This is a genomic window from Streptomyces sp. NPDC018947, from assembly GCF_044390505.1.
GTDB lineage: Bacteria > Actinomycetota > Actinomycetes > Streptomycetales > Streptomycetaceae > Streptomyces.
Genome location: NZ_JBIRZD010000023.1, coordinates 1 through 26259, shown reverse-complemented (window position 1 = coordinate 26259; position 26259 = coordinate 1). Strand labels below are relative to the sequence as shown.

Here is a 26259-nt window from a genome sequence, read left to right as displayed (position 1 = left end):
TTCTGCGCGAACTCCGCCCGTGGGCAACGGCGTCGGCAAGCAAGGGGTGGCATGGGCCTGATCGTTCTGTCGGGGATTCTCGTCCTGGCCGTGGGCGGCTGCGTCTGCGTGGTGTGGGCGGCCCGGGGCGGCCCGCCCTGGACGCGGGCGGTGGCGAAGACCACCGTGCTGGCCGGGGAACTGGTGCGCGCCGCCGGCCGTTCCGGCGGGAAGCCGAACAGGGGTGGCGCCGGCAGCACGGACGAATGAGACGCCGTCGAACGGCGCCCGCCGTCCTCAGAGGTTCAGGACCTCCGGGTGGGCGGCCAGCGCCCGCCAGCGCTCCCCGGGGTCGGACACCAGCCGGCGCTCCGCGAGGTCCAGCAGCCCGCCGGTCCCGGTGACCTCGGCGACGAGCGTGCCGTCGGGGCGGAGGAAGCGCTGCACCACCCGGGAGGTCTTGCCGTCCCCCCAGACGAAGTCGCAGGTGACGTCGACCGTGTCACCGGCGCGCAGTTCGTGGTGGTAGCGGACGGTGTTCTCCAGGGTCACCGGCCCGACCCCGGTGGCCAGCAGGTCGCGGAGCGAGACGCCGGCGGCACGCAGGCACTCGGCGCGCGCGTGATCCGCGTACTGGTGGTAGACGGCGCCGTTCACATGGCCCTGGGTGTCGATCTCGTAGGACCGCACGGTGAGCCGGACGCTGAAGGGCATGACTGTCTCCTCGGGCGTGAGCGTGGGTGTGAACAGGTGCTTGCGTGAAGGGGCTCGTCTCAGGCCGGCTGCGAGGCGGTCGCCCCGCCGGCCGGCCGGCCCGACGTCCGGCGGGCGTAGTCCCGGGCCACGGCGAGCACGAGGAACCCCCAGGCGGCGGCGGGCAGGTACAGGTAGCCGACCCAGGCCTCGGGCTTGTCGTACTCCTTCGCCTGGCCGATGAGCCTCGGTGCTTCGTCGACGAAGCCGAAGAGGCTGTTGAGGACGCCGTACAGGGTGATGAGGACGAGGACGGCGCCGCCGGTGCGCGCGACGCGGACGACGGTGCGGGCCGGTACCGGGCGCCCGGCGAGCCCGGGGACCCAGCGGGGGAAGACCTCGCCCCAGCTCCGCACCAGGCCGACGGTGAGGAACGCCAGCCCCACCGTGAGGACGCTCAGCACCGTCATGTAGGCGATCTCCCCGGGCCGGTGCCCGTCGGTGAAGGCGACCGCGGTGCGCCAGACGGCGGACGGCAGGACGCCCAGCGGAGCGGCCCAGGCCGCCCATGCCGCCCAGCGGGCCGGCGGCGGCACGGCGGAGGGCGGGCAGGTGGTCGACGTCGTCATGCGTGCCCTGCTTTCTTCGCGTGAGTCGTGCGGGGAGGGCGTACGTGAACGATCGGGTGACCCGGTGGGTCAGTCCGGGCCGGCGGACGGGGTCTCGCGGGCGGCGGCCAGGGCGAGCAGGCCGATGACGGGCAGCGCCCAGCTCCCGGTGCCGGGGAAGTAGATGACGCACAGCGGCACGCCGAGCGCCAGCAGGTACCAGCCGACCTGTGCGGGCAGGCGGCCGGTCGTGCGCAGGACGTGCCGGGAGAGCGTCCCCAGCGCGAGGAGCGCGATGCCGGAGGCCATGAACCAGACGGTGGCCTCGCGTTCGAAGTACTCGGGTGCGCCGGAGTCCGCGGCGGTGCGCCACAGACCGTCCCCGGCCATGTCCGCCCAGGCGTTGGGCTGGGCGAAGGCCCAGCAGAAGTGCAGCACCGCGGTCGCGATGACGAGCCGCGGTATCCAGCGTGCCAGTGCGCTCACGAGCTCCGTCCTCTCCGCCGGGATCCCTCGTCCCGCTCGACCGACCGCAGTGCGAGCAGGTAGATCTCCCGCAGTTCCTCGGCGGGCATCGGCGGGACGAGCTGCTGGGCGCCGACCCACAGCAGGTACAGCAGGCGGGCCGCCGGCCCCGGATCGCGCTCCGCGGGGGCGAGGCCCCGCACCAGCGACTCCAGGTAGTCGACGCGTACCCGGTCCACGCGCTCCTGGAGGGCTCGGGCCTCGGCGTCCTGCAACGCCCAGGCGCGCATGGCGATCTCCAGGCCGTCGCTCGCGGCCTTGTCCTCCAGGACCAGCTCCAGCAGGCGGCCCACCTTGGCCCCCGCCGCCTCCCCGGCGCGCTCCGCGTCCGCGATGTAGCGGTTGGTGTGCTCGTCCTCGTAGTGCGCGAGCAGGTCGGTCCGGAACCCGGCCATGCCCTTGAAGTGGTGGTAGAAGGACCCCTTGGTCAGGCCGAGACGGGTGCTCAGCCGCTCGATGGTCAGCGCGGGTGCGCCGTCCTCGCTCAGGATCCTGAGCCCTTCCTCCAGCCAGTCGCGCTTGCTCGCCATGTCTCCGCCCGTGTTCGTCGGTCGCCCTGACCGTACCATACGGAATGGTATGGAGGCTGGTCCGGGTGAAGCGGTGGCCTGCCGGCCGTGCGGGAGGGTGAGCCGCGCCACCATGGTGGCCGCCCCTGGTGCCGTAAAACTATCGGCGCTAGTTTGGGGCCGAGGACGAGCCGCCCGGAGGGAACGCGATGAAGGCACACGACGGCATGTACATCGACGGCGCCTGGCGGCCCGCCGACGGCCCCGACACGATCGACGTCGTGAACCCCGCCGACGAGCAGGTGATCGGCGCGGTCCCCGCCGGTACGGCCGTGGACGTCGACACGGCCGTACGGGCCGCCCGCGCCGCCCTGCCGGGCTGGGCCGCCACCCCGCCCGCCGAACGCGCCGCGCGCCTGGCCACCCTGCGGGACGTGCTCGCGGCCCGCAAGGACGAGATCGCCGCGACCGTCACCGCCGAGCTGGGCTCACCGCTGCCGTTCTCGCAGGCCGTGCACGCCGCCGTCCCCATCGCGGTCGCCGGCTCCTACGCCGAACTGGCCGCGACGTACGCCTTCGAGGAGAAGGTGGGCAACTCCGTCGTCCACCACGAGCCCGTCGGCGTGGTGGGCGCCATCACCCCCTGGAACTACCCCCTCCACCAGATCGTCGCCAAGGCCGCCCCGGCCCTCGCCGCAGGCTGCACGGTCGTGCTCAAGCCCGCCGAGGACACCCCGCTCACCGCACGGCTCTTCGCCGGGGCGGTGCACGAGGCGGGCGTCCCGGCGGGCGTCTTCAACCTCGTCACCGGACTCGGCCCGGTCGCCGGCCAGGCCCTCGCCGAGCACGCGGACGTCGACATGGTCTCCTTCACCGGCTCCACGGCGGTGGGCCGCCGGATCGGCGCCCTCGCCGGCGCGGCCGTCAAACGCGTCGCCCTCGAACTCGGCGGCAAGTCCGCCAACGTCATCCTCCCGAGCGCCGACCTGGCCAGGGCCGTGAACGTCGGCGTCGCCAACGTCATGTCCAACTCCGGCCAGACGTGCAGCGCCTGGACCCGGATGCTGGTCCACCGCGACCGGTACGACGAAGCCGTGGCGCTCGCGGCCGAGGCCGCCGCGAAGTACGGGGACCGGATCGGCCCGGTCGTGAACGCCAGGCAGCGGGACCGGGTGCGGGGCTACATCGAGCAGGGCGTCGCCGAGGGCGCGCGCCTCGTCGCCGGAGGCCCCGAAGCCCCGCGCGAGCGGGGATACTTCGTGAGCCCGACCGTCCTCGCCGACGTGACCGAGGACATGACCGTCGCCCAGGAGGAGATCTTCGGCCCCGTCCTGTCCGTCCTGCGCTACGACGACGAGGAGGACGCCCTGCGGATCGCCAACGGCACGGTCTACGGGCTCGCCGGCGCCGTCTGGGCCGGGGACGAGGCGGAGGCGGTCGCCTTCGCCCGCCGCATGGACACCGGACAGGTCGACATCAACGGCGGCCGGTTCAACCCGCTGGCGCCGTTCGGCGGCTACAAGCAGTCCGGCGTCGGCCGCGAACTCGGCCGGCACGGACTCGCCGAGTACCTCCAGACCAAGTCCTTCCAGTTCTAGCCCGGGAGTTGCCCACGCCATGGCCGTACGTGATGTCGTCCGCGCCGCCGTCGTCCCCGCCGTCGGCGCACCGCTGGAGATCACCGGGATAGAGCTGCCGGAACCGGGCCCCGGCCAGGTCCGGGTGCGGCTCGCCGCCGCCGGGGTCTGCCACTCCGACCTGTCCCTGTCCAACGGCACCATGCGCGTGCCGCTGCCCGCCGTCCTCGGTCACGAGGGCGCCGGCACGGTCCTCGCCGTCGGAGAGGGCGTCACCCATGTCGCTCCCGGCGACGGGGTCGTCCTCAACTGGGCCCCGTCCTGCGGCTCCTGCCACCCCTGCTCGCTGGGCGAGGTGTGGCTGTGCGCCGACGCCCTGACCGGCGCCGCGAACACGCACGCCCGCCGCGCCGACGACGGCACCGGTCTGCACCCCGGCCTGAACGTCGCCGCGTTCGCCGAGGAGACGGTGGTGCCCGCGTCCTGCGTCCTGCCCTGCCCCGACGGCATCCCGCTCACCGACGCCGCCCTGCTCGGCTGCGCCGTCCTCACCGGCTACGGCGCCGTCCACCACGCGGCCCAGGTCCGCGAGGGCGAGACGGTCGCCGTGTTCGGCGCCGGAGGAGTGGGCCTGGCCACCCTCCAGGCGGCCCGCATCGCGGGCGCCTCGAAGATCGTCGCGGTCGACGTCTCGCCGGAGAAGGAGGAACTGGCGCGCGCCGCCGGCGCCACCGACTACCTCGTCGCCTCCGACACCACCGCCCGCGAGATCCGGGCCCTCACCGGCAAGCAGGGCGTCGACGTGGCCGTCGAGTGCGTCGGCCGCGCGGTCACCATCCGCACGGCCTGGGACTCCACCCGGCGCGGCGGACGCACCACGGTCGTCGGCATCGGCGGCAAGGACCAGCAGGTCACCTTCAACGCCCTGGAGATCTTCCACTGGGGCCGCACCCTGACCGGCTGCGTCTACGGGAACGCCGACCCCGCCCGAGACCTGCCCGTACTGGCCGAACACGTCCGCACCGGCCGGCTGGACCTGGCCGCCCTGGTGACGGAACGCATCCCCCTCGACGGCATCCCGGCGGCCTTCGGGAACATGCTGGCGGGCAAGGGGGGCCGGTCGCTGGTGGTCTTCTGACGCGAGGCGCGCCGGCTCGGGCCGCCGTTCGACGGACCGTAGGGGTTGGGCGGCGACGCCGGCGGGCGGGGCTGCGGCGCGGTTCCGCGTCTCCCGGTGCGGGGCCGCGCCGGGTTCCGGCGGTTCCCGTCGGTGGCCTGGCAGGGGCCACCGTCCCCCGGCGGACGACGGTGGCGTCGGTGTCCGGGGAGGGTGGCCCGCTCCCGCCCGGGGACGCCTCGGCACCGTCGGTGAGGGGGGCCGCGCGCCGCGACAGGCCGACCGGGGTTCTCGCGGTTCCCGTCGGTGCCCCGGGAAGGTGGCCTGCGACGGCGGTCCGTGGCCGGGGCGCCGGGCGGGCGCCCCCCCGGCGCCGGTCGGACGCCGTCAGCAGGGGCCTCGCGGCGGGGCTCCCGGCCCGCCCGCTCGCGGGCCCGGCCCGGTACCGCGCCCCCCGCGAGCGGGTGGGCGACGGAACCCGTACCGCGCCGGTCCCCGGGCCCCCGCCCCCGAGTTCATGCCTGCTCGCGGGCGTCCTCACGCCCCCGCGCCCCATTCGTCGCCGGAGCCCCGTCCCGCTCCGGTGCCGGTCCCGTCGCCCGCCTTCGCGACCGGGACACCGCCACGCCCGCCAGGCACAGCGCTCCGCCCGCCAGGGTGAGGGGGCCCGGCACCTCGCCGAGGGTGAGCCAGGACAGCAGCACGACGAGGGCCGGCACCGCGTACGTCGTCGCGCCCATCCGGCCCGCCGTCGTCCGGGCGAGGGCGTACGCCCAGGTCGTGAACGCCAGCGCGGTCGGGAACACGCCCAGGTACACCATGTTGAGCGTCGCGGAGGCGGGCGCGTCGGCCGCCTCGCGCACCAGCTCCCCGGCGAACGGCAGGCACACCACCGCCCCCACCACGCACCCCCACGTCGTCGCCTGCAGCGCGCTCGCCCGCCCCAGCACCGGCTTCTGGGCGACCACCCCGCCCGCGTACGCCACGGCGGCCAGCAGACACAGCACCACCCCGAACAGCGAGGACCCGCCCTCCCCGGACATCGACAGTCCCACCGTCACCGCACCGGCGAACGACACCGCCATCCCCGCCACCAGCCGCGGCGGCAGCGCGTCCCCGAGCAGCCGTGCGCCGAGCAGGGCGATGAGGATCGGGCCGATGTTCACCACCAGCGCGGCCGTACCGGCGTCCACCTGCTGCTCGCCCCAGTTCAGGACCACCATGTAGAAGCCGAACCACAGCAGCCCGGACAGCGCGATCCCCCGCCACGCCGACCGGGGCGGCAGCCCCTCGCGGCGCAGCAGGCAGATCACCCCCAGGGTCAGCGCGCCCGAGAGCAGCCGGCCGAGGGCCAGCGCGCCGGGGGAGTAGGCCTCGCCCGCGCTGCGGATCGAGACGAAGGCGGAGGCCCACAGCACGACGGTGACCGTGGCGGCACCGGCCGCGAGCAGCCGCGGACGACGGGACGGGGCGTTGCTCATCATGCTCCTGAGGCTAGGAAGGGGAGAGGCCGGGCGACCGGCGGGTTCCGGACGGCGTCCGGCGCGTTCAGCGCAGCGACACCGGATCGATGCCGAGCAGTTCGGACAGCGCGTCCTCGCCCGCGGCCGTCACCTTCACCGCCCGCTCCGAGCCGATGCGCACGCACCAGCCGACGTCCAGCGCGTGCCGGCACAGGGCCGCGCCCGCGACCCCCGCGAGGTGCGGGCGGCGCTCGGTCCAGTCCAGACACGCCCGGGCCAGCGGGCGGCGCCCCGTGCGTTCGAGACGGATCCCGGCGGCGTCGAACCAGCCGATGCCCGCGTCCGTGAGTGCGAACCCGGTGTCCTGGCGCAGCAGCCCGCGCCCGGTCAGCGCGTCGGTGACCGTGATCCCGAGCCGCCCGGCGAGATGGTCGTAGCAGGTGCGCCCGCGGGCCATCGCCGATCCGGTGCTCGACGCCCGCAGGGTGCGCGGACGCCGGGCCGCGGCCTCGGGCGCGACCTGCGCGGCCAGGTCCTCCACCAGGTGTGCGATCCGCTCGTCGGCCAGCCGCACGTAGCGGTGCCGTCCCTGCCGTTCCTCGGTGAGCAGCCCGCCGGCGACGAGCTTGCCCAGGTGCTCGCTCAGCGTGGACGCGGCGACGCCCGCGTGCCGGGCCAGCTCGCCCGCGGTCCAGGCCCGTCCGTCGAGCAGCGCCAGCAGGCAGGCCGCCCTGGTCTCGTCGGCGATCAGCGCGGCCAGCCGTGCGAGCCCCGGCGCCGTCCCGTCCTTGTCGGTCATGGGTCCAGGATGGTGCACGGATGTTTCGGTGGCCGCCGAAGCGTGCTCACGCCCGCCGCGCCACCTGCGCGTACTGCAGCGCGAGCCCGTCCAGCAGTGCGGCCAGCCCGGTCTCGAAGGCCCGCTGGTCGATCTTGTCCTGCTGCTCGGCCAGCAGATGGGCCTGCCCGAGGTGCGGGTAGTCGGCGGGGTCGTAGGCACCGGCGTCGTCCGGGAACCCCCGCGCGAAGGAGCCGAGCGCGGAGCCCATGACGAAGTACCGCATCAGCGCGCCGATGGACGTGGCCTGAGCCGGCGGCCAGCCCGCGTCGACCATCGCGCCGTAGACGGCGTCCGCGAGGCGCAGCGCGGCCGGACGGCGGCCCGGGCCGTGGGCCAGTACCGGGACGATGTTGGGGTGTTCGCGCAGCGCCGCCCGGTAGGAGACGGCCCAGTCGTGCAGCGCGGTCCGCCACTCCCGGCCGTCCTCGAACATCGACAGGTCCACCTGGGCGCTCACCGAGTCGGCGACGGCCTCCAGGATCTCGTCCTTGGTGCGGAAGTGGTTGTAGAGCGAGGGCCCGCTGACCCCCAGTTCCGCCGCGAGCCGGCGGGTGGAGACGGCCGCGAGGCCCTCCGCGTCCACCAGCGCGCGAGCCGTCTCGACGATCCGGTCGGTGCTCAGCAGGGGCTTGCGCGGTCGGGCCATGGCGCACATAGTAAGGCTGCGACAGTAAACTAGCAGTGCTAATTTCAGTGGGTGAATCGGCATGAACCTGGAGCTCAGCGAGGAGCAGGCCGCCGTGCAGCGGCTCGCCCGGGACTTCGTGGAGCGCGAGGTCGCCCCCCGTGCCGCCGCCTGGGACCGTGCCGAGGAGGTGGACCGCTCCCTCGTGAAGAAGCTCGGCGAGGTCGGTTTCCTCGGGCTCACCGTCGACGAGGAGTACGGGGGCAGCGGCGGCGACCACCTCGCGTACTGCCTGGTGACGGAGGAGCTGGGCCGGGGTGACAGCTCCGTGCGCGGCATCGTCTCCGTCTCCCTCGGTCTGGTTGCCAAGACGATCGCCGCCTGGGGCGGCGAGGAGCAGAAGCGGCGCTGGCTGCCCGGCCTCACCTCCGGCGAGGACGTCGGCTGCTTCGGCCTGACCGAGCCCGGCACCGGGTCGGACGCCGGGAACCTGTCCACCCGCGCGGTCCGCGACGGCGACCACTACGTCCTCAACGGCACCAAGACGTTCATCACCAACGGCACCTGGGCCGACGTGGTGCTGCTCTTCGCCCGCTCCACGGACGCCCCCGGCCACAGGGGCGTCACCGCCTTCCTCGTGCCCGCCGACACTCCGGGCCTGACTCGCCGCGCCATCCACGGAAAGCTCGGGCTGCGCGGCCAGGCCACCGCCGAACTGGTCCTGGAGGACGTCCGCGTGCCCGCCTCCGCGATGCTGGCCCCCGAGGGCAAGGGCTTCTCCGTCGCCATGTCCGCCCTGGCCAAGGGGCGGATGTCCGTCGCGGCGGGCTGCGTCGGCATAGCCCAGGCGGCCCTGGACGCGGCCGTGCGGTACGCGGGCGAGCGCGAGCAGTTCGGGAAGACCATCGCCCACCACCAGCTTGTACAGGAGCTGATCAGCGACATCGCCCTCGACGTGGACGCCGCCCGGCTGCTGACCTGGCGCGTCGCCGACCTGATCGACCGCGGGCGGCCCTTCGCCGTGGAGTCCTCCAAGGCCAAGCTGTTCGCCTCGGAGGCCGCCGTCCGCGCCGCCAACAACGCCCTTCAGGTCTTCGGGGGTTACGGCTACATCGACGAGTACCCGGTCGGCAAGCTGCTGCGCGACGCCCGCGTGATGACCCTCTACGAGGGCACCAGCCAGATCCAGAAGCTGGTCATCGGGCGCGCGCTGACGGGGGTCTCGGCCTTCTGAGGGCCCGTCTCCCGACGGCGGTCTGAGTACGCGAACTGAGTACGGCGGCGGATGTGGCGGGGCCCACATCCGCCGACCCTTGTCCCCATGAGTGACACACCGGTCAAGCAGCAGAGCACCGCCGCCTTCTACGGGCAGGCCGTCGCCTCGTTCGCGGTCGCCATGGTCGCCACCGCCGTCGGCATCTACCAGCTCCAGGCCGACGCCTGGGTGCGGGCCTTCCTCGCCATCGCCGTCCTGTACCTCGTCACGTCCGCCTTCACGCTGGCCAAGATCATCCGGGACCGGCAGGAGGCCGGGCAGCTCGTCAGCCGCGTCGACCAGGCCCGGCTGGAGAAGCTCCTCGCCGAGCACGACCCCTTCGAGAAGCTGGGGTGACGGGCCACCGGCCGTCCCTAAGCGCCCGCTCAGCTTCGGCGGTATGGTGGAGTTCCTGTCACCGAGAGGGGCGAACAAGCGATGAGTACGGCGGCCGAGACGGCGGGCGGCGACATCGAGCCGTGGGACGAGGTCACGCCTGACGCGGCCCGGCGACTGCTGGTCGCCGCCGTGGAGGCGTTCGCCGAGCGCGGGTACCACGCGACCACGACCCGCGACATCGCCGGGCGGGCCGGCATGAGCCCGGCCGCGCTCTACATCCACTACAAGACCAAGGAAGAGCTGCTCCACCGCATCAGCCGGATAGGGCACGACCGCGCGCTCGGCATCCTGCGGACCGCGGCCGAGGGCGAGGGCAGTGCCGCGGAGCGGCTCGCCGACGCCGTCAGCTCCTTCGTGCGCTGGCACGCCGGGCGGCGCACCACCGCGCGGGTGGTCCAGTACGAACTGGACGCCCTCGGCCCCGAGGCCCGCGCCGAGATCGTCGCGCTGCGCCGCCAGGTCGACGCCGAGGTGCGCGGCATCATCGAGGACGGCGTGGCCTCGGGCGAGTTCGACGTGGAGGACGTGCAGGGCACGACGCTCGCCGTCCTCTCGCTGTGCATCGACGTCGCCCGCTGGTTCAACGTGAACGGCCCCCGGACACCGGACGAGGTCGGCGCGCTCTACGCCGACCTCGTGCTGCGGATGGTGCGGGCCAAGGAGCCGGGCGCCGCCGGGAAGTAGCGGCTGCGAGGCGGTGGCGGCTCAGAGGTAGTAGCGCGAGACGGACTCGGCGACGCACACCGGCTTGTCGCCGCCCTCGCGCTCCACGGTGAAGGCGACCGAGACCTGGATCCCGCCCTTGACGTCCTCGACACCCGTGATCGTGGCCGTCGCGCGCAGCCGGGAGCCGACCGGGACGGGGGCGGGGAAGCGGACCTTGTTGGTGCCGTAGTTGACGCCCATCCTCACGCCCTCGACCCGGATGAGCTGCGGCCCGAAGAGCGGGAGCAGCGACAGGGTCAGATACCCGTGCGCGATGGTGGTGCCGAACGGGCCCGCGGCGGCCTTCTCCGGATCCACGTGGATCCACTGGTGGTCGCCGGTCGCCTCCGCGAAGAGGTCGATCCGCTTCTGGTCGATCTCCAGCCAGTCCGTGTGGCCCAGCGGCTCGCCGACCGCCGCCTTCAGGTCGTCGGCGGATGTGAAGATCCTCGGCTCTGCCATGTCCCGGCCTCCCGCGTCACAGGTCCCGTTGGTCGTTGCTAAGCAACTGCTTAGCATGGTCGTCTGTGGGGCCCATGTCAACGGACCGGCGCGGTGGCGGGGTCGGTAGGGTTCGGGGAGTGCCTCAGATTCCTCAGAAGATCCACGAGCTCACGGTCGGTCAGCTCGCCGCGCGCAGCGGCGCGGCCGTCTCCGCCCTGCACTTCTACGAGTCCAAGGGCCTGATCAGCAGCCGCCGCACCTCCGGCAACCAACGCCGCTTCAGCCGCGACGCCCTGCGCAGGGTCGCCTTCGTCCGGGCCGCGCAGCGCGTCGGCATCCCGCTGGCCACGATCCGCGAGGCGCTGGCCGAGCTGCCGGAGGGCCGCACGCCCACGCGCGACGACTGGGCCCGGCTGTCGGAGGCGTGGCGCTCCGAGCTGGACGAGCGCATCAAGCAGCTCAACCGGCTCCGCGACCACCTCACCGACTGCATCGGCTGCGGCTGCCTGTCCCTGGACACCTGCGTCCTGTCCAACCCCGACGACATCTTCGGCGAGTCCCGGGCGGGCTCCCGCCTGCTGGTCGAAGGCCGGAGGAAACCCGCGCCGCCCGCCTCCGACACCACGTGCGACACCGCGTGCGGCAACTGAACACCGCGTGGCCGGGCGCCCGGTGAGCCGGCGCGGGGGCGTGGGGGCGGCGTGGGGGGCGTTTGGCGGTGTGGAGCCACAGGCATCGGCGGCGTGCACGCCCCGTCCAGCCGTGCCGAGGCCATCGGCGCCGAGCACCGTGGGGGCTGCCCTGCGGTGCCGCCGCCCGGCCCGCTGCCGCCGACGCCGATGCTCGGGGCGAACCGCAGCGGCCCCGGGCGCCGCACCTCCCCCCGCGGTGCGGCGTGGGAGCCTCGCCTGCGGCGCGCCCGCGTCGACCCGCCTCACCCTGCTACCGGCCTGTGTGCCGACTCGCCCCGCAGGGACCGCGCCGCGCCCGGTTCCACTCCTCCAGGCCCCTCGTGACCAGCTCCGCGTTCGTGCGGGCGGGGTGGCCGTCCGGGAGGAGGAGGGTGTCCTCCAGGCCGATGCGGGACGGCAGGTCCAGGCGGCCGGCGAGGCGCAGCACCGGCCAGGCGCCGCCGTCCTCGCCGTGGAGCAATACCGGGCGGCCGTGTGCGGTGCCCAGGTCGGCCAGGAGAGAGCGCGCGGACGCCTCCGCCGTCTCCGCGCCGGTGTCCGTGACCTCCGCCAGCACCCTCAGGACCCGCGGCGCGAGCGGCGAGCGCGCGAAACGGGCGGCGGCGTCCGTGCCGGACCAGATCCCCGCCTCGACCCCCACCCCGCGCCCGATCAGCGCGGCGGCGATCGCCTCGGCGCCCGGCTCGTGCCAGTTGACCGAGGCGTGATCGGGCAGGACGGTCCAGCTCCGGACGCGGTCGAGCCGTGCGCCGGGGTCGGGCTCGGCCCACGCGCCCGTCGTCACACCGACCGGAACCGGCCGCGGCACCCGCGCGCGGATCGCCGCCAGCGTCTCCGCGAGCACCCGCGGCGACAACGTGTCCCGGCCGCACGGCGTCTTGGGATGGACATGGACGTCCGTGGCGCCGGCGGCCACCGCTTCGGCCACGGCGTCCGCCATCGCCTCCGGCGTCAGCGGCACCACCGCACCGTCGGTGGCGCCCCGCGCCCCGTTGACACAGACCTGCACCGTCCTCCCCTCGTCCGTCACACGCCGTTCTGCCACGGCCCGTCAGGGTCTGCCGTCCGGACCGTCCCGCCGTCGCGGGGCCCGGCACGCGCGTCCGCCGCGCCGTCGCCTCTCGCCGACGCCCGCGACCGCACGCCGCGGACCCGCTGGGACCGGCCACGAGGCACCGCGCCCCGCGGCCGGTCCGACCCGGACAGGCCCTAGGCCGTCATCAGCAACCGCTCCCGCCGGGCACCCTCCAGGGCCTCCGGGGTCAGCACCGGCCGCGGCACCAGGATGCCGCAGTCCGAGCAGACCGGCCCCGCCGACGGCTCGTGGTCCAGCCCGTACTTCCAGACCAGGCGGTCCCCGTCGCACACCGGGCACACCGCGCCCGGCTCGCGCTCCAGCGCCGAGATCAGCCGGCGCAGCACCTCCGCCAGCGGCTCGTCCGGATGCACCGTCGGGTCGTCGCACCAGGCGACACCGAAACCGCCCCAGGTCAGCCGGTGCCAGTCGTCCACGCTGCCCGGCCTGCGCAGCCCGTCGTGCTTCTCCTTCCTGCGCCGCTCGGCGAACTGCGCCTCGTAGGCCAGCCACACCGAACGCGCCTCCTCCAGCTCCGCCAGTGCGGCCACGAGCCGCACCGGGTCGGGAGAGCGGTCCTCGGGGCCGAACCCGGCCCGCGAGCAGAGATGGTCCCAGGTCGCCCTGTGCCCGTAAGGGGCGAACCGCTCAAGGCACTTGCGCAGCGAATAGCGCCGCAGCGCCAGGTCGCACCGTGGATCGCGGACCTGTCTCGCCAGACTCCGGAAACCCGCCATCGCCCTGCACCTCCGTCACACCTGCACCTGTACTTCGGTCACTTCGGCGTCGTCGTACGGAGTCGTCGTACCGACGTCGCCGAATGGACGTATCGACACGCGAATCGGCTCCCTCCGATGTGCGGCGCCTCCCCGAGGCCGATCGCTCTCGCTTCGAAAGTGACGCATGTTCATCTTCCAACTCGGGGATAACCGGCGGTAACGTCCCGCCCCACCCCCGTCGGGAGGAGCTGCCATGCCACGGCGCACCCCACGCACAGTCCTCGACAGACTGAGAACTCCCCGCGGCTTCCACGGGTTCCTGAAGAGCGCGTCCGTATGCGCCCTCATCGCCGGTCTTTTGTCACCGTTTACCCCGGCGACGGCCGCCGCACCGGACGCGACGCCCGGATCCGCCACCGCCACCGCCACCGCCGCCGGCGCGGCCGCCCCGGCGGCGGCCGAGGACCACTGCGGCGGCCAGTGCTCGGACATCCTGCCGCCCGGTCAGAACGGCAACGCCACCCTCGCCCAGATCCTCCTCAACCAGGCCTTCGGCACCCAGCCCGCACACGCCGAGGACCAGCTCGGCCCGTACGCGAACCTCGCCACCGGCTACCAGGGCCTCACCAACGACAAGGTCAACACCTTCTTCAACGACGCCTCGTTCGGCGTCCCCGCCGACCAGGTCGCCTCCACCGTCCGCCCCGCCGGCCGCGACGACGTCACCATCGTCCGCGACAAGAAGACCGGCGTCCCGCACATCACCGGCACCACCCGCTACGGCACCGAGTTCGGCGCCGGGTACGCCGCCGCCCAGGACCGGCTCTGGCTGATGGACCTCTTCCGGCACGTAGGGCGCGGCCAGTTGACCTCCTTCGCCGGCGGCGCCCCCGCCAACCAGGGCCTGGAGCAGCAGTTCTGGCGCAACGCCCCCTACACCGAGGCCGACCTCGAGGCGCAGATCCTGAGCGCCGCCGCGAAGTCGGGCGAGCGCGGGAAACAGGCCCTCGCGGACGTTGACGCCTACGTCGCCGGCGTCAACGCCTACATCGACGCCTCCGGCAAGGGCCGCTACTTCCCCGGCGAGTACGTCCTGACCGGCCACAAGGACGCCATCACCAACGCCGGCACCATCGAGCGCTTCAAGCGCACCGACCTCATAGCCCTGGCCTCCGTCATCGGCTCCCTCTTCGGCTCCGGAGGCGGCGGCGAGGTCACCAACGCCCTCTCCCTGCTCGCCGCCCAGGAGAAGTACGGCGTCGCCGAGGGCACCGAGGTCTGGGAGTCCTTCCGCCAGCGCAACGACCCCGAGGCGGTCCTCACCCAGCACGACGGCAGCTTCCCGTACCTGCCCCGCCCCGAGGACCCGCGGGGCCGCGCCCTGCCCGACGCCGGCTCCGTCCGACCGGAGCCGCTGGTGTACGACCGCACCGGCAGCGCCGCCACCGCGAGCGCGGCCGACGCCTCCGCCACCGCCGCGGACAGCGCCGTCACCTCGGCCCGGCGCGGCATGTCCAACGCCCTCGTCGTCAGCGGCGAGCACACCGCGAGCGGCCACCCGGTCGCCGTCTTCGGTCCGCAGACCGGCTACTTCGCCCCGCAGCTCCTCATGCTCCAGGAACTCCAGGGACCGGGCCTGAGCGCCCGCGGCGCCTCCTTCGCGGGCCTGAGCATGTACGTCGAACTGGGCCGCGGCCAGGACTACGCCTGGAGCGCGACCACCTCCGGCCAGGACATCATCGACACCTACGCGGTCGAGCTGTGCCAGGACGACTTCCACTACCTGTACCGCGGCACCTGCACGCCGATGGAGAAGATCGAGCGCGTGAACGCCTGGAAGCCGACCGTCGCCGACTCCACCGAGGCCGGCTCCTACACGATGCGGGTCTGGCGCACCAAGTACGGGCCCGTCGAGTACCGCGCCACCGTCGGCGGCAAGAAGGTCGCCTACACCACCCTGCGTTCGTCCTTCCTGCACGAGGCGGACTCGATCATCGGCTTCCAGATGCTCAACGACCCCGGATACCTCACCGGGCCCGAGCGCTTCCAGAGCGCCGTGCAGAACATCAACTACACGTTCAACTGGTTCTACGCCGACTCCGCGACCACCGCGTACTACAACAGCGGCGACAACCCGGTACGGGCGGGCGGCGTCGACGCCGAGTTCCCGGTCTGGGCCCACGACGCCTTCGAGTGGCGGGACTGGGACCCGGTGGCCAACACCGCCCGCTACACCCCCGCCTCCGCCCACCCGCGGTCGGTCGGCCAGGACTACTACATCTCCTGGAACAACAAGCCCGCCAAGGACTACGCGGCCGCCTCCTGGGGCAACGGCTCCGTCCACCGCGGCAACCTGCTCGACGACCGCGTGCGGAAACTGGTCGCCGGGAAGGGGGTCACCCGGGCCGCGCTGGTGCGGGCCATGGCCGAGGCGGGCCTCGCCGACCTGCGGGCCGAGGACGTCCTGCCGAAGCTCCTCGAGGTGATCGACACGGCGCCGGTGACCGACCCCGCGGCCAGGGAGGCCGTGGACCGGCTCAGGGCGTGGCACGCGGCGGGCGGGCTGCGCACCGAGACCGCGCCCGGCTCGAGGACGTACGCCCACGCCGACGCGATCCGCACCCTGGACGCCTGGTGGCCGCTGCTGGTGAAGGCCGAGTTCGAACCCGGCCTCGGCGGCGACCTCTACACCGCCCTCACCCGCAACCTGCCCGTCGACGAGTCACCGTCCGCCGCGCACGGCCCGACCGGCGCCCACGCCGGCAGCGCCTTCCAGTACGGCTGGTGGAGCCATGTCGACAAGGACATCCGCGCGGTGCTCGGCGAGCCGGTCCAGGGACCGCTGGCCCGCGCGTACTGCGGCGGCGGCGACCTCGCCGCCTGCCGGGACACCCTGGTCACCACCCTGACGCAGGCGGCGGGCCGCACGGCCGGCCAGGTCTACCCCGGCGACGACAACTGCGGGGCGGGCGACCAGTGGTGCGCCGACTCGGTGATCCACCGCACCCTGGGCGGCATCAAGCACGGCGGGATCGGCTGGCAGAACCGGCCGACCTACCAGCAGGTCGTCGAGTTCACGTCCCACCGGTGACCGGCCGGCCCGGGCTCACCGGTAGAGGAGGTACTGGCGGCGGACCGCGCGGAACGCCGCCAGTTCCCGCTGCCAGGCGCCCACCACCTCGTCGGTGCCCGCGCCCGCGTCGATCATGGTGCGCACCTGCGTGGAGCCGGTGAGCTTGTCGATCCAGTTGTCCGACCGCCAGGCGAAGCCGTCCCAGCTCCGCCTGGCGGTCACCAGCAGAGCGATCCCGGTGCGCACCGGGTCGAAGGCGGCCCGGTCGTGCACGTGGAGCTGCACCCCGCCCACCGTCTTCCCCTGGAACTTGGAGAAGGTGGGGGCGAAGTAGGCCTCCCTGAACCGCACGCCGGGCAGGCCGAGTTCGTTGGCGGCGGCGGCCCAGCGCCCGTCGACGCCCTCCGCGCCGAGCAGCTCGAACGGGCGCGTGGTGCCGCGCCCCTCCGACAGGTTCGTGCCCTCGAACAGACAGGTGCCCGAGTAGACCAGCGCCGTCTCCGGCGTCGGCATGTTCGGGCTCGGCGGCACCCAGGGCAGGCCGGAGGTGTCGTAGAACTCGGACCGCTTCCAGCCCGTCATCGTCACCGTCTCCAGCGGCACCGGCGACGCCAGGAACTCGCCGTTGAACAGCAGCGCCAGCTCGGCGACGGTCATGCCGTGCGCCTGGGAGACCGGCTGCCGTCCGACGAACGTGGCGAACTCCTTGTGGAGCACGGGCCCGAGGGCCGCCCGCCCGGTCACCGGGTTCGGCCGGTCCAGGACCACGAACCGCTTGCCCGCGAGCCGCGCCGCCTCCATGCAGTCGAACAGCGTCCAGATGTACGTGTAGAAGCGGGCGCCCACGTCCTGGATGTCGAAGACGACGGTGTCCACGCCGGAGGCGGTGAAGACGTCCGCGAGCGGCTGCCCGCTCTTCAGGTACGTGTCGTAGACCGGCAGTCCGGTCGCCGGGTCGTCGTAGCGCCCCTCGGAGCCGCCGGCCTGCGCGGTGCCGCGGAAGCCGTGCTCCGGCCCGAAGACGGCCGTCAGGTTCACCCGGTCGTCCGCGTGCATCACGTCGACGATGTGGCGTACGTCCCGGGTGATGCCGGTGGGGTTGGTGACGACGCCGACCCGCTCGCCGTCGAGCAGGGCGTAGCCGTCGTCGGCCAGCCGCTCGAAGCCGGTGCGCAGCGGGCGTCCGCCGCCCGCGGGGGCCGCCTGAGCCGGGCCGGCGGCGGCCGTGGTGGTGGCCGCCACGGCGGCCGTGGTGGCGAGCAGGGTCCGTCTGGACAGCGTCATGCGGTGACCTCCGTGATCGCGGCGGGTGTCATGCGCACGCACGCTAACCCGCGCCCCGCCCCGGGCGGAACGACTCGAACCGCGTTCACCTCTTCCGTCCCACATACCGACTGGTTAGTCTGGCGCCGGAGCCGCGCCCGAGCCGTGTCGGAGGAGACCGATGGTGGAAGCCGTGCAGGATGCCGGAGTCGTCGTCACCGGAGCGGGAGGCGGCATCGGAGCCGCGCTGGCCCGCCGCTTCGCCGCCGAGGGCGCCCGAGTGGTCGTCAACGACCTGGACGCCGGCCGGGCGAAGGACGTCGCCGACGAGATCGGCGGCATCGCCGTCCCCGGCGACGCCTCCGTGATCGTCCCCGAGGCCCGGGAGGCCCTCGGCGGCGCGGTCGACGTCTACTGCGCCAACGCCGGGGTCGCCTCGGGCGGTTCCGAGGCCGCCGACGAGGACGTCTGGGCGCAGGCCTGGGACGTCAACGTGATGGCCCACGTCCGCGCGGCCCGCGAACTGATCCCCGGCTGGCTGGAGCGCGGAGGCGGCCGCTTCGTCTCCACCGTCTCCGCGGCCGGACTGCTCACCATGATCGGCGCGGCCCCCTACAGCGTCACCAAGCACGGCGCCCTCGCCTTCGCCGAGTGGCTCTCGCTCACCTACCGCCACCGCGGGATCAAGGTGCACGCCGTCTGCCCGCAGGGCGTGCGCACCGACATGCTCACCGCGAGCGGCACCGCCGGCGAACTGGTCCTCGCCCCCACCGCCATCGCGCCCGAGGACGTGGCCGACGCCCTCTTCAGGGGCATCGCGGAGGACCGCTTCCTGATCCTGCCGCACCCCCGGGTCGCCGCGTACCACCAGGCCCGCGCCGCCGACCCCGACCGCTGGCTGCGCGGCATGAACCACCTCCAGCGCCAGTGGGAGGAGACGACCCGGTGACCGGCTCCCGTTACGCGGCCAAGCCCTGGCTGGACCTGCTCACCGACGCCCAGAAGGCACCGGCCGATCCGGACCCCTCCCTGGTCCACGCCCTGCGCAGGGCCGCCGCCGAGGCCCCCGACCGCACCTGCCTCGCCTACTTCGACGGCCGCCTCACCTACCGCGAGGCGGACGAGCTGAGCGACTCCGTCGCCGGACACCTCGCCGCCCGCGGACTGGAGCCCGGTGAGCGGGTCGCGGTCGTGCTCCAGAACTCCCCGCACTTCGTCCTCGCCGTCCTCGGCGCCTGGAAGGCGGGCGCGGTCGTCGTGCCCGTCAACCCCATGTACAAGTCGGCGGAGGTGGGCCACGTCCTGCGCGACGGCGAGGTCGCCGCCCTGATCTGCTCCGACCGGGCCTGGGAGGCGTATCTGCGCGAGACGGCCGCGCCCTCGCCGGTGCGGATCGTGCTCACCGCCTGCGAGCTGGACTTCCAGACGCGCGGCGACACACGCGTCCTCGCCTTCGAGCGGCTGCCGCGCGCGACCGACGCCGACGACCTCACCGAGGCGGCCCGCGCCGGCCACGAGTCCCCCGCGGGCCGCGCCCCGGGCCCGGACGACATCGCGCTCATCAGCTACACCTCCGGCACCAGCGGCACGCCCAAGGGCGCCACCAACACCCACCGCAACGTCATGTACAACGCCGAGCGCCAGCGCACCGGGCTCGGCCTGCCCCGGGCACCGGTCTACTTCGCGCTGGCGCCGCTGTTCCACATCACCGGCATGGTCTGCCAGCTGGGTGCCTGCCTGAACAGCGCGGGCACCCTCGTCCTCGCCCACCGCTTTGAGGCCGGTGCCGTCCTGGACGCGTTCGCCGAGCACCGGCCGCACTACACGGTCGGCCCCTCCACCGCGTTCATGGCGCTGGCCGCCCACCCGTCCGCCACCCGCGAGCACTTCGCGTCCTTCGCGGTCGTCTCCTCCGGCGGCGCCCCGCTGCCGCCCGCCCTCGTGGAGAAGTTCCGCGCGGGCTTCGGCCCCTACATCCGCAACGGCTACGGCCTCACCGAGTGCACCGCTCCCTGCGCCTCCGTACCGCCGCACCTGGAGGCGCCCGTCGACCCGGTCTCCGGGACCCTCGCCGTGGGCGTGCCCGGCCCCGAGACCGTCGTCCGGATCGTGGACGAGACGGGCGGGGAGGTGCGCTTCGGCGAGCAGGGCGAGATCGTCGTCAGCGGCCCCCAGGTCGTCCCCGGCTACTGGCGCCGTCCCGACGCCACCGCCGAGACCTTCCCCGGCGGCGAACTGCGCACCGGTGACATCGGCTTCATGGACGCCCGGGGCTGGCTCTACGTCGTCGACCGCAAGAAGGACATGATCAACGCCTCCGGCTTCAAGGTCTGGCCGCGCGAGGTCGAGGACGTCCTCTACACCCACCCGGCCGTGCGCGAGGCCGCCGTGGTCGGTGTCCCCGACGGCTACCGCGGGGAGACCGTCAAGGCCTGGATCAGCCTCCGCCCGGGCGCCGCGGCCAGCCCGGACGAGCTGGCCGCGTACTGCGAGGAGAGACTGGCCGCATACAAATACCCGCGTCAGGTGGAGATCCTGCCCGACCTGCCGAAGACGGCGAGTGGGAAGATCCTCCGTCGGGAACTGCGTTCCCGTACGCACGACGACGGACAGTGAAACGGAAAGGCAGGTGACGGCAGTGCCCAGGACCACGGACGGGGACGGCACTCCGGTGCCGCAGCGGCTCCTGGCCGCCGCCACCCGGCTCTTCGCGGAGCAGGGCTACGACCGCACCTCGGTACAGGAGATCGTGGAGGCGGCGGGCGTCACCAAGGGAGCGCTCTACCACTACTTCGGCTCCAAGGACGACCTGCTGCACGAGGTGTACGCGCGCGTCCTGCGCCTCCAGCAGGAACGCCTGGACGCCTTCGCGGACTCCGACGAGCCGGTCGAGAGGCGGGTGCGCGACGCGGCGGCCGACGTCGTCGTCACCACCATCGAGAACCTCGACGACGCGTCCATCTTCTTCCGCTCCATGCACCAGCTCAGCCCGGAGAAGAACAAGCAGGTGCGCGCCGAGCGCCGGCGCTACCACGAACGCTTCCGCGCGCTCATCGAGGAGGGCCAGCGGGCCGGCGTCTTCACCGACGAGGTCCCCGCCGACCTCGTCGTCGACTACCACTTCGGCTCCGTGCACCACCTGTCGACCTGGTACCGCCCCGACGGTCCGCTCACCCCGCAGGAAGTGGCCGACCATCTGGCCGGCCTGCTGCTGCGGGCGCTGCGCCCGTGAGGTGATCGGCCAGGGCCGCCGCCGCGGGATTGCGCGGCCGCGGCCCGCGCCCGGCCAGCACGACCGTACGGCCCGGCTCCGGCTGCCGGACCGCCACACACGGCAGCCCGGCCCGCTCGCCGATCCGCCGGGGCACGAACGCCACCCCGATGCCGGCCCGCACCAGGTCCACCAGCAGCCCGATCTGGGTGACGTCGCAGGTGATACGGCGCTCCAGACCGCAGTGGGCCGCCAGGCGCCGCACCGCCGTCTCCAGCCCGGTGCCCGCGCGGAAGTCGACGAAAGGCTCGTCCGCGAGGTCCCGGACCAGGGTCCGCCCGGCCGCGGCCAGCGGATGCCCCGGCGCCGTGATCAGCACCAGTTCCTCCCGCCACGTCGCGTACGCCGTCACGCCCTCGGGCAGCTCGCCCGCGTCCGGCACCAGATAGGCGAGATCCAGCTCCCCCGCGCGCAGGGCGTCGGTCAGCTCCCCGACCGGCGCGTCCCGCACCGACACCTGGACGCCGGGGAACCGGCGGTGGAACGTGGCCAGTTCCGCGGGCAGGTCCACGCAGGTCAACGTCTGGATCGTGCCGATGGAGACCCGGCCCGAGGCCAGCCCCGTCACCGCGGCGACCGCGTGCCGCGCCTCCTCGGCCGCGGCCAGCAGCGCACGGGCCCGCGGCAGCAGGGCACGCCCCGCCTCCGTCAGTACCACCCGGCGTCCCGTGCGGTCGAACAGCTCGGCGCCCAGGGTGCGTTCGAGGTTGCGTACCGAGGTGCTGAGCGCCGACTGCACGATCAGCTCGCTGCGCGCGGCGGCGGTGAAGCTGCCCGTGGTGACGACCGCCATGAAGTGGCGGAGCTGGCGGATCTCCATGCGGCCATCCTAGGGACCCATCTGTTCCGTAGATGGGTCCCAGCGAATCGATCTGTTGGACCGTCGGCGGGTCCGCGCTCCAGCCTGGAGGCATGGCTCGCAGACCCTCGCTCCGGATCCGGCTCGTGCTCTTCCTCCGCGCCCTCGCACGCGCGGACCACCACTGCTCCGGCGGCTACTAGCCCGGGTCAGAGGTACTTCTTGATCTCCCGTCGGGCCAGGGAGCGCTGGTGGACCTCGTCGGGGCCGTCGGCGATCATCAGCGTCCGGGCGCCGGCGTACAGCTCGGCCAGCGGGAAGTCCTGGCTCACCCCGCCCGCGCCGTGGAGCTGGATCGCCCGGTCGATGATGTCGACCACCGCCCGCGGCGTGGCGATCTTGATGGCCTGGATCTCGGTGTGCGCGCCCCGGTTGCCGACCGTGTCCATCAGCCAGGCCGTCTTCAGCACCAGCAGCCGCAGTTGCTCGACGGTGACCCGGGCGTCCGCGATCCAGTTCTGGACGACCCCCTGCCGGGCGAGCGGCTTGCCGAAGGCGGTGCGGTCGGCCGCCCGGCGGCACATCAGCTCGATCGCCCGCTCGGCCATGCCGATCAGCCGCATGCAGTGGTGGATGCGGCCGGGGCCGAGGCGGGCCTGCGCGATGCCGAAGCCGCCGCCCTCCTCGCCGATCAGGTTCGACACCGGCACGCGCACGTGGTCGAAGGTCACCTCGGCGTGACCCCCGTGGTAGTGGTCCTCGTACCCGAAGACCTGCATGGCCCGGTCCACGGTCACGCCGGGGGTGTCGCGGGGGACCAGCACCATGGACTGCTGGCGGCGGATGTCCTCGCCGTCCGGGTCCGTCTTGCCCATCACGATGAAGATCTTGCAGTCCGGGTGCATCGCCCCGGAGATGTACCACTTGCGGCCCGTGATGACGTACTCGTCCGTGCCGTCAAGGGCCCGCTCGATGCGCGTGGTGATGTTCGTGGCGTCCGAGGAGGCCACGTCCGGCTCGGTCATGGCGAACGCCGAGCGGATCTCACCGGCGAGCAGCGGCTGCAGCCACTGCTTCTTCTGCGCCTCGTCGGCGAACTGGGCCAGCACCTCCATGTTCCCGGTGTCCGGCGCCGCGCAGTTCGTCGCCGTCGGCGCGAGCTGCGGGCTGCGGCCGGTGATCTCGGCGAGCGGGGCGTACTGGAGGTTGGTGAGGCCCGCGCCGTACTCGGCGTCGGGCAGGAACAGGTTCCACAGGCCCTGCCGGCGGGCCTCGGCCTTCAGATCCTCCACGACCTGCGGGGTCTCCCAGGGGGAGTGGAGGCGGGCCCGCTGCTCGTGGGCGACCCGCTCGGCCGGGTAGACGTACTCGTCCATGAAGGCGAGCAGCCTGGCGCGGAGTTCCTCGGTGCGTGCGTCGAACGCGAAGTCCATGGCGGTCAGCCCTCCTGAAGGGTGGTCAGGCCGTGCTCGATGAAGACGGGGACGAGGTCGCCGATGCGGTCGAAGCCGCGGCCCACCGTCCGGCCCAGCGTGTAGCGGTAGTGGATGCCCTCCAGGATCACGGCGAGCTTGAACCAGGCGAACGCCGTGTACCAGGCGACGGCGGACACGTCGCGCCCCGAGCGCGCGGCGTACCGTTCGACCAGCTCGGCGGGGGCGGGGTGGCCGGGCGCCGTGGCCGTGGTGGAGACGGGGGAGTCCGGCACGGCGAGGGGGCTGCTGTACATCACCAGCAGGCCGAGGTCGGTGAGCGGGTCGCCGAGCGTGGACATCTCCCAGTCGAGGATCGCCCGGATCTCGTCCTCGGGGCCGCCGATCAGGACGTTGTCGAGGCGGTAGTCGCCGTGCACGACGGCCGGGGCGGGGGAACGCGGCAGCTCCCGGCCGAGGGTGGCGTGCAGTTCGTCGATGCCGGCGAGGTCGCGATTGCGGGAGGCGTCGAGCTGCTTGGCCCAGCGGCCCAGTTGCCGGTCGAGGAAGCCCTCGGGCCGGCCGAAGTCGCCGAGACCGACCTCGGCGGGGTCCACCGCGTGCAGCTCCACGAGCGTGTCGACCAGGTTCAGCACGGCGGCGCGAGTGCGCTCGGGGCCGAGCGCGGCGAGCTGGTCCGCGGTGCGGTACGGGGTGCCCTCGACGAACTCCATGACGTAGAAGGGCGCGCCGAGCACCTCCTCGTCCTCGCACAGCAGGACCGGTCGGGGCACCGGCACGTCCGTCGGGTGCAGGGCGCTGATCACCCGGTGCTCGCGCCTCATGTCGTGCGCGGTGGCCAGCACATGGCCGAGCGGGGGGCGCCGCACCACCCACGTGGAGGCGCTGTCGGAGACGGCGTAGGTGAGGTTCGAGCGGCCGCCCTCGATCAGCCGGCCGGACAACGGCCCGTTCACCAGACCGGGCCGCTCGCGGTCGAGCAGGGTGCGCAACCGGTCGAGATCGAGTCCGGGCGGGTGGTCGGGGCTCATCGCGGCTCCTACGGCAGGTGGACGATACCCGACTCATGATGCCGACCGGTCGGTATGACGTCCAGTGGGGGAGCGCAACGTGACCGGGGCCACGATAGGCCGCTCAGAGGTGCCTGTCCGGAGCTTCGGCTTGCGCGGCGTCCGCGCACGCCCGAGGGTCGGAGCCATGAAGGCGATCAGCTACACGCGGTACGGCGGTCCCGAGGTCCTGGAGTACGGCGAGGTCCGCGACCCGCGGGTGGGCCCCGACTCCGTGCTGGTGAAGGTGCGGGCCGCCGCCGTCAACCCCGTCGACTGGAAGTGCCGCGAGGGGTACCTCGACGCGCTCATCGAGCCCGTGTTCCCCGTGGTCACGGGCTGGGACGTCTCCGGGGTCGTCGTGCGGCCCGGCGCCGCCGTCACCGAGTTCGCCGTCGGGGACGAGGTGATCGGCTACGTCCGCGCGGACGTCCTCTCCCACGGGACCTTCGCCCAGTACGTGGCGGCGCCCGTGCGCACCCTCGCGCGCAAGCCGCGCAATCTCTCCTACGAGGAGGCGGCCGGGCTGCCGCTGACGGGACTGACCGCCTACCAGGTCCTGGTGAAGGCCCTGGGCGTCAAACGCGGCGAGACCGTCCTCGTGCACGCCGCCGCGGGCGGGGTCGGCTCGATCGCCGTGCAGCTCGGGCGGCACCTGGGAGCGCGGGTCATCGGTACGGCGAGCGAGCGCAACCACGACTACGTACGGGGGCTCGGCGGGGAGCCGGTGACGTACGGGGAGGGGCTGGGCGAGCGGGTGCGGGGGCTGGCGCCCGAGGGGGTGGACGCGGTGTTCGACACGGTCGGCGGGGAGACGCTGAGGGTCTCGGCGAACCTGCTGGCCCCCGAGGGCCGTCTCGCGTCCATCGCCGACCCGGACGTCGTCGACCACGGCGGGCGGTACTGCTTCGTGCGGCCCGACGCCCAGGACCTGCTGCGGCTGACCGAGCTGGCGGAGCAGGGGGTGGTGGGGGTGCACGTGTCGGAGACGTTCCCGCTGGAGCGGGCGGCGGACGCCTACCGGAGCAACGAGGAGGGGCGGACGCGGGGGAAGATCGTGGTGACCGTGGACTGGGCGGAGGGCTGAGCGCTAGAGGACGAGGAGCGTTCCGCACAGCGCGAGGCCCACCGTGCACAGGGCGGCGGCGGTGGCCGTCCGGGGAGCGATGACCGGGGGCCTGCTCGTCGAGGCGAGGGCGCGGATGCGGTGGTGGGCGAGGTGCAGGAAGGCCAGCCAGAGGGCGCAGCAGAGGGCCGTGGCGACCACGGAGGCGGGGGTGACGCCGCCGTGCAGGGCGGTCTTCGCGGCGAGTACGGCGACGACGGTGCCGGAGAGGGTGGTGCGGCGCCAGGCGAGGCGGGTGCGCTCGGGCTGGAGGCCGGGGTCGCGGTCCGGGGGCTGTGCCGGGGACGGAGGGGTCGGGGACGCGTTGTCGCCGGGGGTCATGTCTCCCACCCGACGAGGACCACGACGACCATGGCCAGGGCGACGACGGCCACGACGAGGCTGAGCAGGACGGGGAAGCGGGAGGCGGGGAGGTCCTCGCCCCGGCGCATCGCCCGTTCGCAGCGGACCCAGTGGTTGACCGCGCGCAGGGAGCACAGGACGCCGGCCCCGAGCAGCGCGAGGGCGAGACCGACCCGCCAGGCCCAGCGGAGGTCGGGCAGGAACTGGTCCACCGCGAACCCGCCGCCGATCAGCGCGAGGGCGGTGCGCAGCCAGGCCAGGAAGGTCCGCTCGTTGGCCAGCGAGAACCGGTAGTCGGGCGTCCGCCCTTCCTGCCGCACCTCCCCGGGCGCGAACCAGAGCCGAACGTTCCGTGCGAATTCGCTCACGCGGGGGACCTTATCGGGTGCCCCCACGCGCCTCCGGGTTCGGCGGGGGGTGGGGGGTGCCTGCGGGTGCCTGCGGCGCCTGTGCGGCTCCGGTGGGGTGGGGGGTGCCTGCGGCGGCCTGTGCGGGGCGGTGGGGGGGCGGGTGCCTGCGGCGGCCTGTGCGGCTTCGGTGGGGGTGCGCGGTGCGCGTTCGGTTGTGTTGTGGGTCGGGGCCGGGGGGGGGGGGGGGGGGGGGGGGGGGGGGGGGGGGGGGGGGGGGGGGGGTGGCGGGGGGGGGGGGGGGGGGGCCCGCCCGGCGCGGGCCGCCAC

Annotated in this window: 28 protein-coding genes; 12 read left to right on the top strand and 16 right to left on the bottom strand. The window is 73.8% G+C overall.

Annotated features, from left to right (window positions below; all coding sequences use genetic code 11):
• Positions 1-51 precede the first annotated feature (51 nt).
• Complete coding sequence (locus ACH499_RS32175) at positions 52-249, top strand: hypothetical protein (protein ID WP_356204689.1); 198 nt, start codon at positions 52-54, stop codon at positions 247-249.
• Between the two features lie 27 nt (positions 250-276).
• On the opposite strand, the gene ACH499_RS32170 is transcribed toward ACH499_RS32175, so the two are convergent.
• The 4 genes from ACH499_RS32170 to ACH499_RS32155 all read right to left on the bottom strand — a co-directional run bounded on the left by ACH499_RS32170 (position 277) and on the right by ACH499_RS32155 (position 2335).
• Positions 277-693 carry an acyl-CoA thioesterase gene (locus ACH499_RS32170; RefSeq protein WP_399020329.1) on the bottom strand — a complete coding sequence of 139 codons (417 nt, stop codon included), beginning with the start codon at positions 691-693 and terminating at the stop codon, positions 277-279.
• A gap of 59 nt (positions 694-752) precedes the next feature.
• Positions 753-1301 (bottom strand): hypothetical protein, encoded by a 549-nt coding sequence (locus tag ACH499_RS32165; protein WP_399020327.1) that lies wholly within the window; start codon positions 1299-1301, stop codon positions 753-755.
• 69 nt (positions 1302-1370) lie between these two features.
• On the bottom strand, positions 1371-1766 hold the full coding sequence (locus ACH499_RS32160) for a DUF6463 family protein (RefSeq protein ID WP_356204693.1): 396 nt from the start codon (positions 1764-1766) through the stop codon (positions 1371-1373).
• Entirely contained in the window at positions 1763-2335 is a 573-nt protein-coding gene (locus ACH499_RS32155; protein WP_399020325.1) for a TetR/AcrR family transcriptional regulator, read from the bottom strand. Before ACH499_RS32155 ends, ACH499_RS32160 begins: the two co-directional genes overlap by 4 nt.
• A 188-nt stretch (positions 2336-2523) precedes the next feature.
• Between ACH499_RS32155 and ACH499_RS32150 the strand changes: the two genes are divergently transcribed.
• Entirely contained in the window at positions 2524-3912 is a 1389-nt protein-coding gene (locus tag ACH499_RS32150) for an aldehyde dehydrogenase family protein (RefSeq protein ID WP_399020323.1), read from the top strand.
• A 19-nt stretch (positions 3913-3931) separates the two neighbouring features.
• Positions 3932-5029: a Zn-dependent alcohol dehydrogenase gene (locus tag ACH499_RS32145; RefSeq protein WP_399020321.1), complete on the top strand. Its 1098-nt coding sequence runs from the start codon at positions 3932-3934 to the stop codon at positions 5027-5029.
• A 494-nt stretch (positions 5030-5523) separates the two neighbouring features.
• Here ACH499_RS32145 and ACH499_RS32140 read toward each other — a convergent pair whose 3' ends face one another.
• The 3 genes from ACH499_RS32140 to ACH499_RS32130 all read right to left on the bottom strand — a co-directional run bounded on the left by ACH499_RS32140 (position 5524) and on the right by ACH499_RS32130 (position 7958).
• Entirely contained in the window at positions 5524-6489 is a 966-nt protein-coding gene (locus ACH499_RS32140; protein ID WP_399020424.1) for a DMT family transporter, read from the bottom strand.
• A 67-nt stretch (positions 6490-6556) separates the two neighbouring features.
• A complete protein-coding gene (locus tag ACH499_RS32135) occupies positions 6557-7270 on the bottom strand; it encodes an ArsR/SmtB family transcription factor (protein WP_399020319.1) in 714 nt (237 codons plus the stop codon).
• A 46-nt stretch (positions 7271-7316) separates the two neighbouring features.
• A complete protein-coding gene (locus ACH499_RS32130; protein ID WP_356204700.1) occupies positions 7317-7958 on the bottom strand; it encodes a TetR/AcrR family transcriptional regulator in 642 nt (213 codons plus the stop codon).
• A gap of 61 nt (positions 7959-8019) precedes the next feature.
• Here ACH499_RS32130 and ACH499_RS32125 point away from each other — a divergent pair, with 61 nt between their 5' ends.
• From ACH499_RS32125 to ACH499_RS32115, 3 genes are all read left to right on the top strand, one after another.
• Positions 8020-9171, top strand: coding sequence for an acyl-CoA dehydrogenase family protein (locus ACH499_RS32125; protein ID WP_399020317.1), 1152 nt, complete (start codon positions 8020-8022; stop codon positions 9169-9171).
• An 87-nt stretch (positions 9172-9258) separates the two neighbouring features.
• Positions 9259-9549 carry a YiaA/YiaB family inner membrane protein gene (locus ACH499_RS32120; RefSeq protein ID WP_356204703.1) on the top strand — a complete coding sequence of 97 codons (291 nt, stop codon included), beginning with the start codon at positions 9259-9261 and terminating at the stop codon, positions 9547-9549.
• A gap of 81 nt (positions 9550-9630) precedes the next feature.
• A complete protein-coding gene (locus ACH499_RS32115; protein ID WP_356204705.1) occupies positions 9631-10275 on the top strand; it encodes a TetR/AcrR family transcriptional regulator in 645 nt (214 codons plus the stop codon).
• A gap of 21 nt (positions 10276-10296) precedes the next feature.
• Here ACH499_RS32115 and ACH499_RS32110 read toward each other — a convergent pair whose 3' ends face one another.
• Complete coding sequence (locus ACH499_RS32110) at positions 10297-10758, bottom strand: MaoC family dehydratase (protein ID WP_356204706.1); 462 nt, start codon at positions 10756-10758, stop codon at positions 10297-10299.
• Positions 10759-10877: 119 nt separating this feature from the next.
• Here ACH499_RS32110 and soxR point away from each other — a divergent pair, with 119 nt between their 5' ends.
• Complete coding sequence (gene soxR / locus ACH499_RS32105; protein WP_356204708.1) at positions 10878-11390, top strand: redox-sensitive transcriptional activator SoxR; 513 nt, start codon at positions 10878-10880, stop codon at positions 11388-11390.
• 292 nt (positions 11391-11682) lie between these two features.
• Here soxR and ACH499_RS32100 read toward each other — a convergent pair whose 3' ends face one another.
• Together ACH499_RS32100 and ACH499_RS32095 are read right to left on the bottom strand one after the other, a co-directional pair.
• Positions 11683-12477, bottom strand: coding sequence for a 3-keto-5-aminohexanoate cleavage protein (locus tag ACH499_RS32100; RefSeq protein ID WP_399020314.1), 795 nt, complete (start codon positions 12475-12477; stop codon positions 11683-11685).
• A gap of 164 nt (positions 12478-12641) precedes the next feature.
• Complete coding sequence (locus ACH499_RS32095; RefSeq protein WP_356204712.1) at positions 12642-13244, bottom strand: hypothetical protein; 603 nt, start codon at positions 13242-13244, stop codon at positions 12642-12644.
• Between the two features lie 235 nt (positions 13245-13479).
• On the opposite strand from ACH499_RS32095, the gene ACH499_RS32090 reads away from it, so the two are divergent.
• Positions 13480-16317, top strand: coding sequence for a penicillin acylase family protein (locus tag ACH499_RS32090; RefSeq protein WP_399020312.1), 2838 nt, complete (start codon positions 13480-13482; stop codon positions 16315-16317).
• 15 nt (positions 16318-16332) lie between these two features.
• Here ACH499_RS32090 and ACH499_RS32085 read toward each other — a convergent pair whose 3' ends face one another.
• Positions 16333-17583 carry an exo-beta-N-acetylmuramidase NamZ domain-containing protein gene (locus ACH499_RS32085; RefSeq protein ID WP_399020310.1) on the bottom strand — a complete coding sequence of 417 codons (1251 nt, stop codon included), beginning with the start codon at positions 17581-17583 and terminating at the stop codon, positions 16333-16335.
• Positions 17584-17743: 160 nt separating this feature from the next.
• On the opposite strand from ACH499_RS32085, the gene ACH499_RS32080 reads away from it, so the two are divergent.
• Genes ACH499_RS32080 through ACH499_RS32070 form a run of 3 tightly spaced genes read left to right on the top strand, consistent with a single transcriptional unit; the run spans position 17744 to position 20794 of the window.
• Positions 17744-18511: an SDR family oxidoreductase gene (locus tag ACH499_RS32080; RefSeq protein WP_399020308.1), complete on the top strand. Its 768-nt coding sequence runs from the start codon at positions 17744-17746 to the stop codon at positions 18509-18511.
• Positions 18508-20178, top strand: coding sequence for a class I adenylate-forming enzyme family protein (locus tag ACH499_RS32075; RefSeq protein WP_399020306.1), 1671 nt, complete (start codon positions 18508-18510; stop codon positions 20176-20178). The genes ACH499_RS32080 and ACH499_RS32075 overlap by 4 nt, the downstream gene beginning before the upstream one ends.
• Positions 20179-20200: 22 nt before the next feature.
• Positions 20201-20794 (top strand): TetR/AcrR family transcriptional regulator, encoded by a 594-nt coding sequence (locus ACH499_RS32070; RefSeq protein WP_399020304.1) that lies wholly within the window; start codon positions 20201-20203, stop codon positions 20792-20794.
• Here the strand turns inward: ACH499_RS32070 and ACH499_RS32065 are convergent.
• From ACH499_RS32065 to ACH499_RS32055, 3 genes are all read right to left on the bottom strand, one after another.
• Entirely contained in the window at positions 20733-21653 is a 921-nt protein-coding gene (locus ACH499_RS32065; RefSeq protein ID WP_356204723.1) for a LysR family transcriptional regulator, read from the bottom strand. The genes ACH499_RS32070 and ACH499_RS32065 overlap by 62 nt on opposite strands.
• A 188-nt stretch (positions 21654-21841) precedes the next feature.
• Positions 21842-23065 carry an acyl-CoA dehydrogenase family protein gene (locus tag ACH499_RS32060; RefSeq protein ID WP_356204725.1) on the bottom strand — a complete coding sequence of 408 codons (1224 nt, stop codon included), beginning with the start codon at positions 23063-23065 and terminating at the stop codon, positions 21842-21844.
• Positions 23066-23070: 5 nt separating this feature from the next.
• Positions 23071-24096 (bottom strand): phosphotransferase family protein, encoded by a 1026-nt coding sequence (locus ACH499_RS32055; protein WP_399020302.1) that lies wholly within the window; start codon positions 24094-24096, stop codon positions 23071-23073.
• Positions 24097-24262: 166 nt separating this feature from the next.
• Here ACH499_RS32055 and ACH499_RS32050 point away from each other — a divergent pair, with 166 nt between their 5' ends.
• A complete protein-coding gene (locus ACH499_RS32050; protein ID WP_399020300.1) occupies positions 24263-25201 on the top strand; it encodes an NADP-dependent oxidoreductase in 939 nt (312 codons plus the stop codon).
• A gap of 3 nt (positions 25202-25204) precedes the next feature.
• On the opposite strand, the gene ACH499_RS32045 is transcribed toward ACH499_RS32050, so the two are convergent.
• Complete coding sequence (locus ACH499_RS32045) at positions 25205-25561, bottom strand: DUF202 domain-containing protein (protein ID WP_399020298.1); 357 nt, start codon at positions 25559-25561, stop codon at positions 25205-25207.
• A complete protein-coding gene (locus ACH499_RS32040; protein ID WP_356204731.1) occupies positions 25558-25950 on the bottom strand; it encodes a DUF202 domain-containing protein in 393 nt (130 codons plus the stop codon). Before ACH499_RS32040 ends, ACH499_RS32045 begins: the two co-directional genes overlap by 4 nt.
• Positions 25951-26259: the final 309 nt, after the last annotated feature.

What these genes read in the sequence shown, in the direction of transcription:
- ACH499_RS32175 (WP_356204689.1), top strand. Translation starts at nt 52, where the DNA reads ATGGGCCTGATCGTTCTGTCGGGGATTCTCGTCCTGGCCGTGGGCGGC.
- ACH499_RS32170 (WP_399020329.1), bottom strand. Translation starts at nt 693, where the DNA reads ATGCCCTTCAGCGTCCGGCTCACCGTGCGGTCCTACGAGATCGACACC.
- ACH499_RS32165 (WP_399020327.1), bottom strand. Translation starts at nt 1,301, where the DNA reads ATGACGACGTCGACCACCTGCCCGCCCTCCGCCGTGCCGCCGCCGGCC.
- ACH499_RS32155 (WP_399020325.1), bottom strand. Translation starts at nt 2,335, where the DNA reads ATGGCGAGCAAGCGCGACTGGCTGGAGGAAGGGCTCAGGATCCTGAGC.
- ACH499_RS32150 (WP_399020323.1), top strand. Translation starts at nt 2,524, where the DNA reads ATGAAGGCACACGACGGCATGTACATCGACGGCGCCTGGCGGCCCGCC.
- ACH499_RS32145 (WP_399020321.1), top strand. Translation starts at nt 3,932, where the DNA reads ATGGCCGTACGTGATGTCGTCCGCGCCGCCGTCGTCCCCGCCGTCGGC.
- ACH499_RS32140 (WP_399020424.1), bottom strand. Translation starts at nt 6,489, where the DNA reads ATGAGCAACGCCCCGTCCCGTCGTCCGCGGCTGCTCGCGGCCGGTGCC.
- ACH499_RS32135 (WP_399020319.1), bottom strand. Translation starts at nt 7,270, where the DNA reads ATGACCGACAAGGACGGGACGGCGCCGGGGCTCGCACGGCTGGCCGCG.
- ACH499_RS32130 (WP_356204700.1), bottom strand. Translation starts at nt 7,958, where the DNA reads ATGGCCCGACCGCGCAAGCCCCTGCTGAGCACCGACCGGATCGTCGAG.
- ACH499_RS32125 (WP_399020317.1), top strand. Translation starts at nt 8,020, where the DNA reads ATGAACCTGGAGCTCAGCGAGGAGCAGGCCGCCGTGCAGCGGCTCGCC.
- ACH499_RS32120 (WP_356204703.1), top strand. Translation starts at nt 9,259, where the DNA reads ATGAGTGACACACCGGTCAAGCAGCAGAGCACCGCCGCCTTCTACGGG.
- ACH499_RS32115 (WP_356204705.1), top strand. Translation starts at nt 9,631, where the DNA reads ATGAGTACGGCGGCCGAGACGGCGGGCGGCGACATCGAGCCGTGGGAC.
- ACH499_RS32110 (WP_356204706.1), bottom strand. Translation starts at nt 10,758, where the DNA reads ATGGCAGAGCCGAGGATCTTCACATCCGCCGACGACCTGAAGGCGGCG.
- ACH499_RS32095 (WP_356204712.1), bottom strand. Translation starts at nt 13,244, where the DNA reads ATGGCGGGTTTCCGGAGTCTGGCGAGACAGGTCCGCGATCCACGGTGC.
- ACH499_RS32090 (WP_399020312.1), top strand. Translation starts at nt 13,480, where the DNA reads ATGCCACGGCGCACCCCACGCACAGTCCTCGACAGACTGAGAACTCCC.
- ACH499_RS32085 (WP_399020310.1), bottom strand. Translation starts at nt 17,583, where the DNA reads ATGACGCTGTCCAGACGGACCCTGCTCGCCACCACGGCCGCCGTGGCG.
- ACH499_RS32080 (WP_399020308.1), top strand. Translation starts at nt 17,744, where the DNA reads ATGGTGGAAGCCGTGCAGGATGCCGGAGTCGTCGTCACCGGAGCGGGA.
- ACH499_RS32065 (WP_356204723.1), bottom strand. Translation starts at nt 21,653, where the DNA reads ATGGAGATCCGCCAGCTCCGCCACTTCATGGCGGTCGTCACCACGGGC.
- ACH499_RS32060 (WP_356204725.1), bottom strand. Translation starts at nt 23,065, where the DNA reads ATGGACTTCGCGTTCGACGCACGCACCGAGGAACTCCGCGCCAGGCTG.
- ACH499_RS32055 (WP_399020302.1), bottom strand. Translation starts at nt 24,096, where the DNA reads ATGAGCCCCGACCACCCGCCCGGACTCGATCTCGACCGGTTGCGCACC.
- ACH499_RS32050 (WP_399020300.1), top strand. Translation starts at nt 24,263, where the DNA reads ATGAAGGCGATCAGCTACACGCGGTACGGCGGTCCCGAGGTCCTGGAG.
- ACH499_RS32045 (WP_399020298.1), bottom strand. Translation starts at nt 25,561, where the DNA reads ATGACCCCCGGCGACAACGCGTCCCCGACCCCTCCGTCCCCGGCACAG.